This window comes from Pseudomonas synxantha, from assembly GCF_900105675.1.
In the GTDB taxonomy this organism is placed as follows: domain Bacteria; phylum Pseudomonadota; class Gammaproteobacteria; order Pseudomonadales; family Pseudomonadaceae; genus Aquipseudomonas; species Aquipseudomonas synxantha.
The window spans coordinates 1,128,329-1,143,282 of record NZ_LT629786.1 but is presented as its reverse complement, the minus strand read 5'-3'; the positions used below and the strand labels follow the sequence as shown (position 1 = coordinate 1,143,282).

Below are 14,954 nucleotides of genomic sequence, written 5' to 3'. Positions count from 1 at the left end.
ACCCCTACTTAATGAATCTTGACTGAACACAGCTTACTGAGGCGTTTGCGCCGGCAAGAGGTGTTCCTTGAACGGAAGATCAGCGGGTACGCTGATTCCGCTGGCCAGCCACTGACTGCTCCACCCCAGGATGAGGTTCTTGGACCAATCTGCAACCAATAGAAATTTTGGCACGAGTACCGACTCCTGCCACCACGAATCCTGCTGTACCGGCCCCAGGCTCAACAGCCCGACCGCCACGACCACCAGCAACGCGCCACGCGCAGCGCCGAAGGCCATGCCGAGAAATCGATCGGTCCCGGAGAGGCCGGTGACACGTATCAACTCGCCAATAAGATAATTGACCATTGCCCCCACCAGCAGCGTGGCGATGAACATGATGGCGCAGCCCGCGATGACGCGAGCCGAAGGTGTCTCGATGTACCCAGCCAGGTAGACCGACAGTGAACCACCGAACATCCAGGCTACGACTCCTGCAATGATCCAGGTCAGCAACGACAGTGCTTCTTTTACGAAGCCGCGGCTCAGACTGATCAAAGCGGAGATGGCGACGATGGCAACAATCGCCCAATCAACCCAGGTAAATGGCACAGTGCAGCCTACGTACGGATAAGGCGGCGCATTTTAGCAGAGCGCCGGGCGATGGGTAAGCTGTGATTGCGGGTGCTTTGCAAATCAATAGATTGGGCGGTATGAACGCCATTTCAAGCCCACCATAAACCACTGTGGGAGGGGGCTTGCTCCCGATAGCGATGGATCAGTCAATACAACTGACACTGACCCACCGCTATCGGGAGCAAGCCCCCTCCCACATTTAGATTGCATTACTGCCTGCTTGAATCAGCCGCGCTCAGGCTGGAAGCGCACCACAAACCCATTGAGGTTCTGCTGGCGCCCCAGCAAGTCCCGCAGGCGATCAGCCTCGGCACGCTCGATCAGCGGCCCGACAAACACGCGATTCTTGCCATCGGCACTACGGATATAAGCGTTATAGCCTTGGGCTCGCAGCTTTTTCTGCAAGGCATCGGCACTTTCGCGATTGGCCAGGCTGGCCAGTTGGATCGACCAACTGATCGGCAGGCCATTGGGGTCGATGCGACTCTGGCCCACGTCCGGCTTACCCGGCGCGGCAGGCTGCGGCGCTACCGGCTTGGGCGCTGGTGCAGGCGCAGCCGGTTTGGCGGCGACTGTCGGGGCCGGTGTCGGCTTGACCACCGGCACACTCGGCTGCACCGGCATCGAAGGCGCCTCTTGCGCGGCGACCTCCTCGTCAGTCGGCACGGGCTCTTCCTCTGGCAATGCCTGAGGCTCAGGCACCACCACCGGCTCGACCTGAACCTGAGGCACCACGGGCGCCTGGGGTGCGGCAGGTGCCTCAACCACGACCTGGCGCTGCTCATCCTGGCGGGAAAACAGCATCGGCAGGAAAATCACCGCCAATGCCACCAACACCAGGGCTCCGACCATTCGCTGCTTGTACGCGCTATCCAGTAATGCCATGTGCAGCTTCCTCCGTGGAGCGCCGGGCCAACCATTCGAGCGCCTCGGCGACACAATAAAATGATCCGAACAACAGGATTTCGTCGTCGGCGGTCGCTACCGCACACTGAGCCTCGAGGGCAGCGGTGACGCTTGCATACGACGCCACCGGCGCACCAAGGTTCTGCAACGCAACTTCCAGCTCAACCGCCGGGCGGCTACGCGGCGTATCCAGCGGCGCAACGGCCCAAGACTGAACGCTGCCCAGCAACGGTGCAACCACGCCGTCGAGATCCTTGTCGGCCAACAACCCGAACACGGCCAGGCGACGACCGGCCGGTGGCGTGCGCGACAGGCGCTGCGCCAGGTAGTGGGCAGCATGGGGGTTGTGCCCCACATCCAACAACAGGTTCAGGCGTTTGCCTGCCCATTCGAAGGCCCGGCGATCCAGGCGCCCCACTACTTTGGTCGCCAGCAACGTCGCGGCAATCTGCCCGGCGTTCCAAGGCAGGTCCAACAGCAGGTAGGCTTGCAGCGCCAGCGCAGCGTTTTCCATCGGCAGGTTCAACAGCGGCAGATCCAGCAGTTCTACCGCCTTGCCACGCGCATCACGCCCGCGCCATTGCCAGTGGGAAGCACCGATTTCAAGATTGAATTCGCGACCGCGCAGGTAGAATGGGCACTCAAGTTCACGCACCTTGTCCAGCAAGGGTTGCGGCGGATCCAGATCGCCACACAGCGCCGGCCTGCCCTGGCGGAAGATCCCGGCCTTCTCATACGACACCGACTCACGGGTATCGCCCAGGTAGTCGGCGTGGTCGACACCAATGCTGGTGACCAACGCCAGGTCGGCATCCACCACATTGACCGTGTCCAGGCGCCCTCCGAGGCCGACCTCCAACACCACCACATCCAGTTGCGCACGCTCGAACAGCCAGAACGCCGCCAGGGTGCCCATCTCGAAATAAGTCAGGGAAATATCGCCACGCCCGGCATCCAGGGCGGCGAAGGCTTCGCATAACTGTTCGTCGGTGGCTTCGACACCATTGAGCTGCACGCGCTCGTTGTAGCGCAGCAGGTGCGGCGAACTGTACACGCCGACTTTCAGGCCCTGGGCCTGCAACAGCGCGGCGACAAAGGCACAGGTGGAGCCCTTGCCGTTGGTGCCGGTCACCGTGATCACACGCGGTGCCGGCTGGCCCAACCCAAGGCGGGCCGCTACCTGTTGCGAGCGCTCCAGGCCCATGTCGATGGCGGACGGATGCAACTGCTCAAGGTAGGCGAGCCATTCGCCCAGGGTACGTTGGGTCATAGGTTTGCAGGCACCGGCGGCACGACAATTGGCTCGACTTTAGGGGCGACGTACACGGGAGTCGGCAGGCCCATCATTTGCGCCAGCAGGTTGCCCAGGCGTGGGCGCAGTTCGCCACGAGGAATGATCAAGTCGATTGCGCCATGCTCCAGCAAGAATTCGCTGCGCTGGAAGCCTTCCGGCAGTTTTTCCCGCACGGTTTGCTCAATCACTCGCGGGCCGGCAAAACCGATCAACGCCTTGGGCTCGCCGACGATCACATCACCCAACATCGCCAGGCTGGCGGAAACGCCGCCGTAGACCGGGTCGGTCAGTACGGAGATGAACGGGATGCCCTCTTCACGCAGACGCGCCAATACCGCCGAAGTCTTGGCCATTTGCATCAGGGAGATCAGGGCTTCCTGCATACGCGCACCACCGGAGGCGGCGAAGCAGATCATCGGGCAGCGGTTTTCCAGGGCGTAGTTGGCAGCGCGTACGAAACGCTCGCCGACGATGGCGCCCATGGAACCGCCCATGAAGGAGAACTCGAAGGCCGAGACAACCACCGGCATGCCCAGCAGCTTGCCGCTGACCGAGATCAGCGCGTCTTTCTCACCGGTCTGCTTCTGCGCAGCGGTCAGGCGGTCCTTGTATTTCTTGCCATCGCGGAACTTGAGGCGGTCAACCGGCTCCAGATCAGCGCCCAGTTCGTTGCGGCCGTCGGCATCCAAAAAGATGTCGATGCGCGCGCGCGCGCCGATACGCATGTGGTGGTTGCACTTGGGGCAAACGTCCAGGGTCTTTTCCAGCTCCGGGCGGTACAGCACCGCGTCGCAGGATGGGCACTTGTGCCACAGACCTTCAGGAACCGAGCTTTTCTTCACCTCGGAACGCATGATCGAAGGGATCAGTTTGTCTACTAACCAGTTGCTCATGCTTTCTTTCTCCAGTACCGGTGGCTTGAACACAGCCCCGCGTATGCCCTTGAGCTAAATTCATATGTGGCGATGATACCTGCGGGACGGGGTCAGACGTTCGACCTGCCATTTCCTGCCTGTATCCTCAGCCTCCAGACAACCTGCCAGCGCAGGGTTGCCACTTCATTTCCGGCCCACCACAGGCGGTGCCGGGCTGTTTTACACAGTGGTAGTTATGGACGGCGGCAGACTGCCAGCCGTCACATCCCACTACTGCTGTTGCGCACGGCCTGCACAAATGCGCGAATCTTGCCATGGTCCTTGACGCCCTTGGCCTGCTCTACCCCGCCGCTGACATCCACCGCATAGGGTCGGACCTGGGCGATTGCCGCCGCGACATTGGCCGGATTGAGCCCGCCGGCAAGAATGATCGGCTTGCTCAGGCCCGCAGGAATCAGCGACCAATCGAACGCCTCGCCCGTGCCGCCCGGTACGCCTTCGACGTAGGTGTCCAGCAGGATCCCGCGAGCACCGGCATAGGCTGCGCACGCAGCGCCGATGTCGTCTCCCGCCTTGACCCGCAACGCCTTGATATACGGACGCTGGTAGCTCTCGCATGCCTCAGGGCTTTCGTCGCCGTGGAACTGCAGCATGTCCAGCGACACGGCATCCAGGGTTTCGTTGAGCTCGCAACGGCTGGCATTGACGAACAAGCCCACCGTGGTCACGAACGGTGGCAGCGCGGCTATGATTGCCCGCGCCTGCAACACATTCACCGCCCGCGGGCTCCTGGCATAAAACACTAAACCGATGGCGTCCGCCCCCGCCTCGACTGCCGCGAGCGCGTCTTCTATGCGGGTAATCCCGCAAATCTTGCTGCGAACGGCTGGCATATCGTAGGAACCTCAGGGTTTGGACCGTGAAAGTCCCGGATGGTAACAAAAGCTTTTCCAGGCGTCAGCCGCCAAGTTCGCTGAAACCTGTGAGGAAGTGTGGCCCGATAAAGCGTTCCGGCAATTGGAACTCGTCGCGGTACTCCACATCCACCAGATACAGGCCAAACGGGTGCGCCGTGACGCCGCCCGTGCGGCGAATGCGGCTTTCCAGCACTTCCCTGGCCCACTCCACCGGGCGCTCGCCGGTGCCGATGGTCATCAGTACGCCGGCAATGTTGCGCACCATATGATGCAGGAAGGCCCCGGCGCGGATATCCAGCACGATCATCTTGCCGTGCCGGGTGACCCGCAGGTGGTGGACTTCCTTGATTGGCGACTTGGCCTGGCACTGGCCGGCACGGAAGGCGCTGAAGTCATGCACACCCACCAGGTACTGCGCGGCCTCGGCCATGCGTTCGGCATCCAGCGGGCGATGGTTCCAGGTGATCTCTTCGTTGAGGTGCGCGGGGCGGATCTGATCGTTGTAGATCACGTAGCGGTAACGCCGGGCGATGGCCTTGAAGCGCGCATGAAAGTGCGCCGGCATGACCTTGGCCCAGCTCACACTGACGTCATGGGGCAAGTTGATATTGGCGCCCATCACCCATGCCTTCATTGAGCGCTCGGCCTGGGTGTCGAAATGCACCACCTGGCCACAAGCGTGGACACCCGCGTCGGTACGCCCGGCACACATCAGCGACACCGGCGAATCAGCGACTTTGGACAGGGCGTTTTCCAGGGTTTCCTGCACCGTCGGCACGCCAGACGCCTGGCGCTGCCAGCCGCGATAGCGCGAGCCTTTGTATTCCACGCCCAGGGCGATGCGGTAAAAGCCTGCGGCCGCCATTTCGGCGGCCGCGTTATCTATATTTGCCAAGAACTGAGAGCCTGATGAATTGCGCAAAGGCGGGCATTATAAAGGCGCCGGATGCGGGGCGGGCGTTTTGTTATGGATCGATGCCAAACAAATGTGGGAGGGGGCTTGCTCCCGATAGCGGAGTATCAGTCAACAGGTTCATTGACTGAGCCACTGCTATCGGGAGCAAGCCCCCTCCCACACTGTTACAGCGCCTGGCTTCAGATGCGGCCGAGCATTTCCTTGGCTTCGCTACGCTGACCTTCATCACCCTCGGTCAACACTTCAGACAGGATATCCTTGGCACCGTCCGCATCACCCATGTCGATGTACGCCTGGGCCAGGTCCAGCTTGGTGGCGACCTCATTGGTGCCCGAGAGGAAGTCGAATTCCGGCTCATCACCGCCCAACGCCGCATCTTCTGCGGTGAAGGAAGGCTCGATGGGCGGATGTTCCAGGCTCTGGGACAAGCGGTCCAGTTCAGCGTTGACATCATCGAGCTCCGACGAAAAGGCGTCGGGCTTGGCTGCGGTGGCGCTCGGTTCATCAGCCAGAGAAAGATCGAAGTCTTCCGGCAGTTCGAATTCGTCCAGTGCGGCGGGTGTCAGGGTGGGGGGATCTACCGGCAGCACATCCGCCACCTGCCCTTCGAGCCCCGAGAGGAAGTCGTCATCGGACTGCGACGCCGGCGGCTCCAGCTGCAGGTCCAGGTCGAAGTCCGACAGGTCCTGCGCATCAGGCTTGGCTGCGGTCTGTTGCTGCAACAGCGCTTCAAAGGTTTGCTGGTCTTGCGCGATCTCGGCTGGCGAAGCGGCTTCCAGATCATCCAGGCTCAGGTCGAAATCGGTGTCGAACGCAGCTGCATCCGCCTGCGGCGTCGGAGCCGGCTTATCGTCGAGCAGGTCCTTGACGTATTGCGCATCCAGCGCGGCCGCAGCCACTGCGGCACTGACACCCGCCGCCAACACGGCCATGGCCGGGAAGCGCGCCTTCAGCTGCTCGACTTGGGCATGGTTCTCACCGTTGGCCACCAATTGGCGTTCCTGGGTGACGAAACCGTCCTTGTCGTTCTGCAGGCCGTAGACTTCCATCAGCTTCAGGCGCAGGTCGCTACGCTTGGGCTCATGCTTGATGGCTTGCTCGAGCACATCAGCCGCCTGGTTCAGGTGACCACGGTCGATATGGGACTGGGCTTGCGCCAGGGCATCGCTGGAGTTCTCCTGGGCCACGGCCACAGCCAGCGGTGCGAGCACAGAGGCGACAGTCGGCACGACAACGGGCTCAACCACCGGGGCAGGCGCTGGCGCGGCCGCCAGCTTGACGCTCGGCGGCGGCACTTCAAGGCCTTCGAAACTGTCGGGCGGCAGGTCTTGGTCAATATTGGGGGCAAACTCAGGCTCTTCGGCCAACGCCCGGGCCATGCGCAGGTGTTTTTCTTCTTCGCGGCGGGCATTGCGATGACGCGCCCACAGCAGCAAGAGCAGCAGTACCACCAGGATGGCTGCGCCGCCAAGGATGCCAAGCACAATCGGGTTGGTCAGCAGGTCGTTGAACTTGCCTTCGGTGCTGGCAGGCGCTGCAGCCGGCTTGACCGGCTCAGCAGGGGCAGGTTCAGGGGCCGGAGCCGGAGCCGCAACGGGTGCCGCAGGTGTTGCCGGCGCTGCCTCGGGCTCGCCGGCCAGCTGCGCAGGCATGGCCGCCGTCGCCGGCTCACCTTTTTCAGCCTGCAAGCGGGCGAGCTGGTCATTCTTCAGTTGAATCAGCTTTTGCAGCTTGTCCAACTGGCTCTGCAAGTCGGCGGCGCGGCTTTTCAGCTCTTCGTTGTCACGGCGCGTGGTGTCCAGCTCTTCCTGGGTCATCGCCAGTTTGTCGCTCAGGGCACGGCTGTCAGCGGCCTGGCCCTTCACGCCTTTCTTGGCGGACTCGGCCGAGACCAGGCTCAAGTTGTCCTGGGCTGTGGTGCTCGACGGCGCATTGCCGGCCTGGGTGCGTTTGGTCGCATCCAGTTGCGCCTTGCCAGCCACTTGGCCTTGAGGGGTACGGCGGCCTTGGCGCCAGGCGGCGTTCTGCGCGCTTACTTCGGCGATCGCTTGCGGTTGCGCCAGCGCAGTGCTTTGTGTGGCATCCGGCAGGCGCAGGACCCGGCCGGTTTTCAGGCGGTTGATATTGCCGTCGACAAAGGCATCAGGATTGAGCGCCTGAATGGCCAGCATCGTCTGCTGGATCGAGGCACCATTGCGATTCTTCGCTGCAATTTCCCACAAGGTGTCGTGGGAAGTGGTGGTGTGCTGGGCGGGCTGGCTGACCACGGGCGCAGTGCTGGCCGGCGCGCTGGCAGTCGGGGCCGGCTGGTCGAACCTGGCCGGGTCGAGCAGCACGCTGTAGTCACGCATCAGGCGGCCGTTGGGCCATTGCACCTGCATCAGGAAACGCACATAGGAATCGGGCAGCGGCTTGCTGGAGGTCACCCGCACGACGCTGCGACCTTCGGGGTTGATCACCGGGGTGAACGTCAGGTCATCGAGAAACGCCTGGCGGTCGACACCCGCATCCACGAAAGCCTGGGCCGAAGCCAGGCTCGGCGCGATCTCGGACGCCGTGAGGCCGCCGACGTCGCGCAATTCGATTTCCACCGACAGCGGCTGGTTCAACTTCGACTTGAGGGTCATCTCCCCAAGTTGCAGCGCCTGCGCCATACCGGAGGTCAGCGCCGAGGCGGCCGCTATTGCTAACACCAGTTTGCGAACTTGAACCATAGCCTCATCCTTTGTTTGAACACTCCCCGCCCTGCGAGAAGGTTGGTAACCGCTGCCATAAGGCATGGCGAGCCGATAGGTTACCGACGCGCTTGTGTTCCACTTGGGGCCAAGCATAGCGCCTGGCTAGAATCAATCTACAAATTGCCGCCAAGTATCTTTTACACAAGGCCTTTTATCAACAACTGCGCCAATTCCACGGCGTTCAGGGCCGAGCCCTTGCGTACGTTATCTGACGTCAGCCACAGATTTAGTTCCGCGGGGTCGTCGACACCTGCGCGAACTCGTCCTACGTATACAACGTCCTGGCCGACGGCGTCGCCTACAGCCGTTGGATAATCGCCCTCCTCGACCAGCTCGATAGCCGGCGCCGCCTCGAGGGCGCGGTTCACCGCGACCAGATCGACCGGCGCGGCCAATTGCAACGACACAGTCAGGCTATCGCCAAAAAACACCGGGGCTTGAACGCAGGTTGCGGAAATCTTTAGCAAAGGTGTTTCCAGCACGGCACGCAACTCATGTACGAGGCGTTTTTCCAGCTCTGTATGACCCTGGGCATCTGGGGTACCGACTTGTGCCAACAGATTGAAAGCCATTTGCCGGTCGAAGAACTTCGGCTCCAGCGGACGCACGTTCAACAGCTCGGCAGTCTGGCGAGCCAACTCGCTGACGGCTTCGCGGCCCTGGGCGGAGACCGCCAGGTTGGCGGTGACACTGACGCGCTGGATGTCCACCAAGCCACGCAGCGGCGCCAGCACCGCCGCAAGGTAAGTGGCGCAAGGGCTTGGGCTGCCGAGCTGGAACGGCTTTTTCAAACCCTCCAGCACATGGGCGTTAGCCTGCGGTACGACTTGCGGCGCCTGCTCGGCCGGCAGTGCGCCGGACAAGTCGATCACCGAACAACCGGCGGCCGTGGCGCGCGGGGCGAAGCTCAGGGTCACCGCCGGGCCTGCCGCAAAGAAGGCCAACTGCGCCTTGCTGAAATCGAACTCGTCGACCTCCTTGACCCGCACGTTCTTGCCACGAAACGGCACCGAAGCCCCCGCCGAGTTACTGCCCGCCAGCAAATACAAGGTGCCCACCGGGAAATTCAGCTCTTCAAGGATCTGCACCAGGGTTTCACCCACGGTGCCGGTGGCGCCGATCACGGCGATTTCAAAGGTCTGGGTCATGAGGGTTGCCTCGGGCGTTACGGGGGAGCGGCACTTTACCGGGTGGTTGGGGGTGAGGCAATTAGCCTGGGCCTTGTGGTGTGGCTGATGGCTCAATCGGGGGCAAGCCCCCTCCCACATGTTGAGTGTGAACGCATTCAAATGTGGGAGGGGGCTTGCCCCCGATTGGGCCCGAAAGATCAACAAAAAACCCGCGCCTGTCACCAGAACGCGGGTTTCTCTTACTACCTTAAGCGATCAACGCTCCAGCAGGATCCGCAACATACGACGCAACGGCTCAGCCGCGCCCCACAGCAGTTGGTCGCCGACGGTGAACGCGCCAAGGAACTGGCTGCCCATATTCAGCTTGCGCAAGCGGCCCACCGGCACATTCAGGGTGCCGGTGACCTTGGTCGGGCTCAGCTCCTGCATGCTGATATCGCGGTTGTTCGGCACCAGCTTGACCCAAGGGTTGTGCTGGCTGATCAGCCCTTCGATATCGGCGATCGGCACGTCTTTGTTCAGCTTGATGGTCAGCGCCTGGCTGTGGCAACGCATGGCGCCGATGCGCACGCAGATACCGTCCACCGGGATCGGGTTCTTGAAGCGACCGAGGATCTTGTTGGTCTCGGCCTGGGCCTTCCACTCTTCGCGGCTCTGGCCGTTGGGCAGTTCCTTGTCGATCCACGGGATCAGGCTGCCGGCCAATGGCACACCGAAGTTCTCGGTCGGGTAAGCATCGCTGCGCATGGCTTCGGCCACACGGCGGTCGATGTCGAGGATCGCGCTGGCCGGGTCGGCCAGTTGATCGGCGACCGCTGCGTGGGTCGCGCCCATCTGCTTGATCAGCTCGCGCATATTCTGCGCGCCGGCACCGGAGGCCGCCTGATAGGTCATGGCGCTCATCCACTCGACCAAACCGGCCTCGAACAAGCCTCCCAGGCCCATCAGCATCAGGCTGACGGTGCAGTTGCCGCCGACGTAGTTCTTGGTGCCGGCATCCAGTTGCTGGTCGATGACCTTGCGGTTGACCGGGTCCAGGATAATTACTGCGTCGTCCTGCATGCGCAGGCTCGAGGCGGCATCGATCCAATAGCCCTGCCAGCCGGCTTCGCGCAGCTTGGGGAAGACTTCGCTGGTGTAGTCGCCACCCTGGCAGGTCAGGATCACGTCGAGGGTCTTCAACTCTTCAATGCTGTAGGCATCCTTGAGCGGGGCGATATCCTTGCCCACGGACGGCCCTTGGCCACCTACGTTCGAAGTGGTGAAAAACACCGGCTCAATAAGATCGAAATCCTGCTCTTCCAGCATCCGCTGCATGAGCACGGAACCGACCATACCGCGCCAACCGATCAGACCTACACGTTTCATCGCAACTACACCTTGTTAAAAAGTGGGCCGCCTTGCAGCAACAACTGCAAGCGGGCCCGAGAGATTACAGATTCCGCAGCGCGGCGACTACTGCGTCGCCCATTTCTTGCGTACCCACCTTGGTGCAACCCTGTGACCAGATGTCACCGGTACGCAGGCCCCGGTCCAGCACCAGGCTGACGGCTTTCTCGATCGCGTCCGCTGCTTCACTCAGGTTGAAGCTGTAACGCAGCATCATCGATACCGACAAAATGGTCGCCAACGGGTTGGCAATGCCCTGGCCTGCGATATCCGGCGCCGAACCGTGGCACGGCTCGTACATGCCCTTGTTGTTGGTGTCCAGGGACGCCGACGGCAGCATGCCGATGGAACCGGTGAGCATCGAGGCCTGGTCGGACAGGATGTCGCCGAACAGGTTGTCGGTGACGATCACGTCGAATTGCTTGGGCGCGCGCACCAGTTGCATGGCGGCGTTGTCGACGTACATGTGGCTCAGTTCGACGTCCGGGTAGTCCTTGGCGACCTCCTCGACGATTTCGCGCCACAGTTGGCTGGAGGCCAGTACGTTGGCCTTATCCACCGAACAGACCTTCTTGCCACGCACGCGAGCCATGTCGAAACCGACCCGGGCAATACGGCGAATTTCGCTCTCGCTGTATGGCAGGGTGTCGTAGGCCTGGCGTTCGCCATTTTCCAACTCACGCACACCTCGTGGCGAGCCGAAATAGATACCGCCGGTCAGCTCACGCACGATGAGGATATCCAGGCCTGCCACCACTTCCGGCTTGAGGCTCGAGGCGTCGGCCAGCTGCGGATAGAGGATCGCCGGGCGCAGGTTGCCGAACAGGCCCAGTTGCGCACGGATTTTCAGCAAGCCGCGCTCGGGGCGGATGTCACGGTCGATCTTGTCCCATTTCGGCCCGCCCACGGCGCCGAGCAGCACGGCGTCGGCCGCACGGGCGCGGTCCAGGGTTTCGTCAGCCAGGGGCACGCCATGCTTGTCGATGGCAGCGCCGCCGATCACGTCGTGGCTCAGCTCGAAGCCCAGGCGGTACTTGCTGTTGGCCAATTCCAGGACCTTGACCGCTTCGGCCATGATTTCCGGGCCAATACCGTCGCCAGGGAGAATCAAAATCTGCTTGCTCATGCGTTCCTCATTTCATCAAGCGACCCGCCCGCGGGCAGGTCGGGAAAAATCAATCAGCGTTCGGCAAACACCACCAGCACGTCGGTGCTGAAGGTGCCGTCGGCCTGTATTTCGTAGTAATCACGTACTTCCTGGCCCATCGCCTGTTGCAGCTCAAGGATTGCCGCACGCAACAGCTCTGGCGTGCGCATGCGCTCGACCCACGACGTGTATTCCAGGCGCAGGCGCTGGCGGCGGCTGTTGCGCACATGCAGACCGGACTCGCTGAGTTGCTGCATCCACTCGGCGGCGGAGTAGTCACGCACGTGACTGGTGTCGCGCAGCACTTCGACGGTTTGCAGGTAAGTGTCCAGCAATGGGCTGCCCGGTGACAAGACGTCGACAAACGCCGCCACGCCGCCTGGCTTGAGCACTCGGCGCACTTCGCGCAGGGCCAGGCCGAGGTCGCTCCAATGGTGGGCCGAGTAGCGGCTGAACACGAAGTCGAACTCGCCATCGGCAAAGGGAAGGCGTTCGGCGGCGCCGTGTACGGTACGGATATTGTCCAGGCCGCGTTCAACCGCAGCCGCTGCAACCACATCGAGCATCGGCTGGGACAGGTCGTAGGCCACCACTTCGTTGACCAAGGGTGCGACATGGAAGCTCACATGACCGGCACCGCAGCCCAGGTCCAGCAGTCGTGCAGCGCCCTGCCCGGCCAGCTCGGCCTGGAGCAGCGCGAATTCGGTGCCCTGGGCGTGCACCGCACTGCTCAGGTAGGCCGAGGCTTGTTCGCCGAATTGCTTTTGCACGACTTGGGTGTGGGCGGTGGTGGTCATGGGGGATTCCTCAATGGACCTTGTGGTGTTTGTTCTGGCCCTATCGGGAGCAAGCCCCCTCCCACATTTGATCGCATTTCAACTGGAGGAACTGGATCAAATGTGGGAGGGGGCTTGCTCCCGATAGCGGCGGCCCTGCCTACATCAATCTATGCATCGCGAAACAACCAAGGCTGGCTCGCCCGATGCCTGGCTTCAAACGCCGCAATCGCATCGCCGTCCTGCAAGGTCAGGCCGATATCGTCCAGGCCGTTGATCAGGCAATGCTTACGGAACGCATCCACCTCGAAGTGATACACCTTGCCATCCGGACGGGTCACGGTCTGCGCGGCCAGGTCCACCGTCAGCTGGTAGCCCACATTGGCTTCCACCTGCTGGAACAGCTCATCCACTTCGGCATCGCTCAGAATGATCGGCAACAAGCCGTTCTTGAAGCTGTTGTTGAAGAAGATGTCGGCATAGCTCGGCGCGATAATGCTGCGAAAGCCGTATTCCTCCAGGGCCCACGGCGCGTGCTCACGGCTGGAGCCGCAGCCGAAGTTTTCCCGGGCCAGCAACACGCTGGCGCCCTGGTAACGCTCGGCGTTGAGCACAAAGTCTTTGTTCAGCGGGCGCTTGGAGTTGTCCTGGTAGGCATAGCCCACGTCCAGGTAGCGCCACTCATCGAACAGATTGGGGCCAAACCCGGTGCGCTTGATCGATTTCAAGAACTGCTTGGGGATGATCTGGTCGGTATCGACGTTGGCGCGATCCAAAGGGGCGACAAGGCCAGTGTGTTGAGTGAAAGCACGCATCGGGTATTCCTCAGATCAATTCGCGAACGTCGATGAAACGACCGTTGACGGCCGCCGCGGCAGCCATGGCCGGGCTGACCAAGTGGGTGCGCCCGCCGGCGCCCTGACGCCCTTCGAAGTTACGGTTGGAAGTGGAAGCGCAATGCTCGCCCGACTCCAGGCGGTCGGGGTTCATCGCCAGGCACATCGAGCAGCCCGGCTCGCGCCACTCAAAACCGGCCTCGAGGAAGATCTTGTCCAGGCCTTCGGCTTCAGCCTGGGCTTTGACCAGACCGGAACCTGGAACCACGATGGCTTGCTTGATGGTCGAGGCGACCTTGCGCCCCTTGGCGATCACTGCCGCGGCGCGCAGGTCTTCGATCCGCGAGTTGGTGCAGGAGCCGATGAATACGCGATCCAGCTGGATGTCGGTAATCGCCTGGTTGGCTTTCAAGCCCATGTACTTCAAGGCGCGCTCGATGGAACCACGCTTGACCAGGTCAGCCTCTTTCGCCGGGTCCGGCACGTTCTGGTCAACCGCCAAGACCATTTCCGGCGAAGTGCCCCAACTGACCTGTGGCTTGATCTGCGCGGCGTCCAGCTCGACCACGGTGTCGAACACCGCATCGGCGTCGGACACCAGGTCCTTCCAGGCTTCCACGGCGGCATCCCAATCGGCACCTTGCGGGGCAAATGGGCGGCCTTTGACGTACTCGACGGTTTTCTCGTCCGCCGCCACCATGCCCACGCGCGCACCGGCCTCGATGGACATGTTGCAGATGGTCATGCGGCCTTCGATGGACAGGTCGCGAATCGCGCTGCCGGCAAACTCGATGGCGTGGCCGTTGCCGCCAGCGGTGCCGATCTTGCCGATCACGGCGAGCACGATGTCCTTGGCGGTCACGCCAAACGGCAAGGTGCCTTCGACGCGCACCAGCATGTTCTTCATCTTCTTGGCCACCAGGCACTGGGTGGCGAACACATGTTCCACCTCGGAAGTGCCGATGCCATGGGCCAGGGCGCCGAATGCACCGTGGGTGGAGGTATGAGAGTCGCCGCAGACCACGGTCATGCCCGGCAAGGTCGCACCCTGCTCCGGGCCGATGACGTGGACGATACCCTGACGCACATCATTCATCTTGAATTCGGTGATGCCATATTCGTCACAGTAGTCGTCGAGGGTCTGTACCTGCAAACGCGAGACCTGATCGGCAATGGCTTCGATACCGCCCTTGCGCTCAGGCGTGGTCGGCACGTTGTGGTCCGGAGTGGCGATGATCGAGTCGACGCGCCAGGGCTTGCGCCCGGCCAGTCGCAGGCCTTCGAACGCTTGGGGCGAGGTCACTTCATGGATGATGTGACGGTCGATATAGATCAGCGACGATCCATCATCGCGACGTTTCACTTCATGGGAATCCCAAAGCTTGTCGTAAAGCGTTTTGCCGGCCATCAGTCGG

General features: G+C 62.1%; 13 protein-coding genes. All 13 read right to left on the bottom strand.

What is annotated here, in order from left to right; translation table 11 throughout:
- Positions 1-33: 33 nt before the first annotated feature.
- The 13 genes from BLU48_RS05420 to leuC all read right to left on the bottom strand — a co-directional run bounded on the left by BLU48_RS05420 (position 34) and on the right by leuC (position 14,947).
- The gene (locus BLU48_RS05420; RefSeq protein WP_005789751.1) at positions 34-591 is read right to left on the bottom strand and encodes a CvpA family protein; all 558 of its coding nucleotides are present in this window, start codon (positions 589-591) and stop codon (positions 34-36) included.
- A 249-nt stretch (positions 592-840) separates the two neighbouring features.
- On the bottom strand, positions 841-1,500 hold the full coding sequence (locus BLU48_RS05415; RefSeq protein WP_043051727.1) for an SPOR domain-containing protein: 660 nt from the start codon (positions 1,498-1,500) through the stop codon (positions 841-843).
- A complete protein-coding gene (folC, locus tag BLU48_RS05410) occupies positions 1,484-2,791 on the bottom strand; it encodes a bifunctional tetrahydrofolate synthase/dihydrofolate synthase (RefSeq protein ID WP_057024640.1) in 1,308 nt (435 codons plus the stop codon). The genes BLU48_RS05415 and folC overlap by 17 nt, the downstream gene beginning before the upstream one ends.
- The gene (gene accD, locus BLU48_RS05405; protein WP_032888267.1) at positions 2,788-3,708 is read right to left on the bottom strand and encodes an acetyl-CoA carboxylase, carboxyltransferase subunit beta; all 921 of its coding nucleotides are present in this window, start codon (positions 3,706-3,708) and stop codon (positions 2,788-2,790) included. The genes folC and accD overlap by 4 nt, the downstream gene beginning before the upstream one ends.
- A gap of 242 nt (positions 3,709-3,950) precedes the next feature.
- A complete protein-coding gene (locus BLU48_RS05400) occupies positions 3,951-4,583 on the bottom strand; it encodes a phosphoribosylanthranilate isomerase (protein ID WP_057024639.1) in 633 nt (210 codons plus the stop codon).
- 64 nt (positions 4,584-4,647) lie between these two features.
- Entirely contained in the window at positions 4,648-5,472 is an 825-nt protein-coding gene (gene truA / locus BLU48_RS05395) for a tRNA pseudouridine(38-40) synthase TruA (RefSeq protein ID WP_057024638.1), read from the bottom strand.
- 230 nt (positions 5,473-5,702) lie between these two features.
- On the bottom strand, positions 5,703-8,237 hold the full coding sequence (locus BLU48_RS05390) for a FimV/HubP family polar landmark protein (RefSeq protein WP_057024637.1): 2,535 nt from the start codon (positions 8,235-8,237) through the stop codon (positions 5,703-5,705).
- A gap of 161 nt (positions 8,238-8,398) precedes the next feature.
- Positions 8,399-9,409 carry an aspartate-semialdehyde dehydrogenase gene (locus tag BLU48_RS05385; protein ID WP_057024636.1) on the bottom strand — a complete coding sequence of 337 codons (1,011 nt, stop codon included), beginning with the start codon at positions 9,407-9,409 and terminating at the stop codon, positions 8,399-8,401.
- 237 nt (positions 9,410-9,646) lie between these two features.
- The gene (gene asd / locus BLU48_RS05380; protein ID WP_005789767.1) at positions 9,647-10,759 is read right to left on the bottom strand and encodes an aspartate-semialdehyde dehydrogenase; all 1,113 of its coding nucleotides are present in this window, start codon (positions 10,757-10,759) and stop codon (positions 9,647-9,649) included.
- Between the two features lie 64 nt (positions 10,760-10,823).
- On the bottom strand, positions 10,824-11,906 hold the full coding sequence (gene leuB, locus BLU48_RS05375) for a 3-isopropylmalate dehydrogenase (protein ID WP_057024635.1): 1,083 nt from the start codon (positions 11,904-11,906) through the stop codon (positions 10,824-10,826).
- A 53-nt stretch (positions 11,907-11,959) separates the two neighbouring features.
- On the bottom strand, positions 11,960-12,724 hold the full coding sequence (locus BLU48_RS05370; RefSeq protein ID WP_057024634.1) for a class I SAM-dependent methyltransferase: 765 nt from the start codon (positions 12,722-12,724) through the stop codon (positions 11,960-11,962).
- Positions 12,725-12,873: 149 nt separating this feature from the next.
- On the bottom strand, positions 12,874-13,518 hold the full coding sequence (leuD, locus tag BLU48_RS05365) for a 3-isopropylmalate dehydratase small subunit (RefSeq protein ID WP_005789771.1): 645 nt from the start codon (positions 13,516-13,518) through the stop codon (positions 12,874-12,876).
- A gap of 10 nt (positions 13,519-13,528) precedes the next feature.
- Positions 13,529-14,947: a 3-isopropylmalate dehydratase large subunit gene (gene leuC / locus BLU48_RS05360; protein WP_046068941.1), complete on the bottom strand. Its 1,419-nt coding sequence runs from the start codon at positions 14,945-14,947 to the stop codon at positions 13,529-13,531.
- Positions 14,948-14,954: the final 7 nt, after the last annotated feature.